Source organism: Lysinibacillus sp. FJAT-14745, from assembly GCF_001275675.1.
GTDB lineage: Bacteria > Bacillota > Bacilli > Bacillales_A > Planococcaceae > Lysinibacillus.
In genome coordinates, this window is record NZ_LITM01000007.1 from 129,191 (window position 1) to 130,384 (window position 1,194).

1 protein-coding gene is annotated in these 1,194 nt (G+C 38.0%); it reads left to right on the top strand.

The genetic code is table 11. From position 1 onward, the window contains the following. The coding region (locus AMS59_RS13625; protein WP_053484288.1) for a transposase at positions 1–1,194 on the top strand (1,194 nt) is incomplete at both ends.

Genomic DNA, 1,194 nt, shown 5'->3' on the forward strand with positions numbered 1-1,194 from the left:
TGGGTTTACAACTTCTTATTTGTTTCACCTCGTATTCTGTTTAATTTTTCATCATAAGAGTTGGTGTACCCTTTTATCATCCAAAAAGGGAGATTGTTATCCAGCCAAAGATGCCGTTTATCGTTTTATGAATCATTCTAAATTTGCTTGGCGTCGATTTTTAACCTATTTAAGCGCACACGCCGTTCAAAAAGTCGATGCACTAACAGATGAAAAGCGCCCAAAAACACTGATTATTGACGATTCGATGTTTGATCGGAATCGTAGTAAAAAGGTTGAGCTTCTCGCACGTTGTATGGATCATTCCTCTTTAACGAAACGCTTCTATAAAGGCTTTCGTATGCTTACTTTGGGTTGGTCAGACGGCTATACATTTATGCCACTAGATTTTACGTTACTAAGTTCAAAAAATGCACAAATCAATGGTATTTCGAACAACATCGACAAACGTACCTCGGGCTATAAACGTCGTGTAGAAGCGTTAGAATCGGCTCCTATAATCATTCCAAGTATGCTTGAAAGAGCCTTACAAGCAGGTATATCCGCTGATTATGTGTTAATGGATACATGGTTTACACAACAACCGCTCATCCAATCCATCGTTGAACTAGGACTGGATGTCATTGGTATGGTGAAAAATACGAACCAACGTTATTTGATGAACAGCCAACGACTCTCTTTAAAAGAATTGTATAAGATTGCCACACCTGTCCCAGACAAGAAAGGAATTTTGCGATCGATTCATACAACCATGGCAAATGGCGTTCAGGTAAAGGTTGTATTTGTTCAAAACAGAAATAAAAAAAGTGAGTGGCTTGCCATTCTTAGCACGGACTGTACGCTTTCTGAACAAGAAATCATTCGTATTTATGGAATGCGTTGGGACATCGAAGTCTTCTTTAAGACAACCAAATCATTATTGAAACTTCAAAAAGAATTTCAAGGGATGTCTTATGATTTACTCATCAGTCACACAACCATTGTCTTTTCTAGATATATCGTTTTGTCCTGGCAAAATCGCTGCCATACCGACCAGCGAACATTAGGTGGTATTTTCTATGAACTTTGCGATGAAGTAAACGAACTCGATTGGGCTGTCGCTTTACAGCAATTAATCGAGCTTCTTGAAGATACCCTAAAAAAGACAAATACAAAAATCCAAAAACTAATCAAAAGTCAACTTCAGCAATGGAT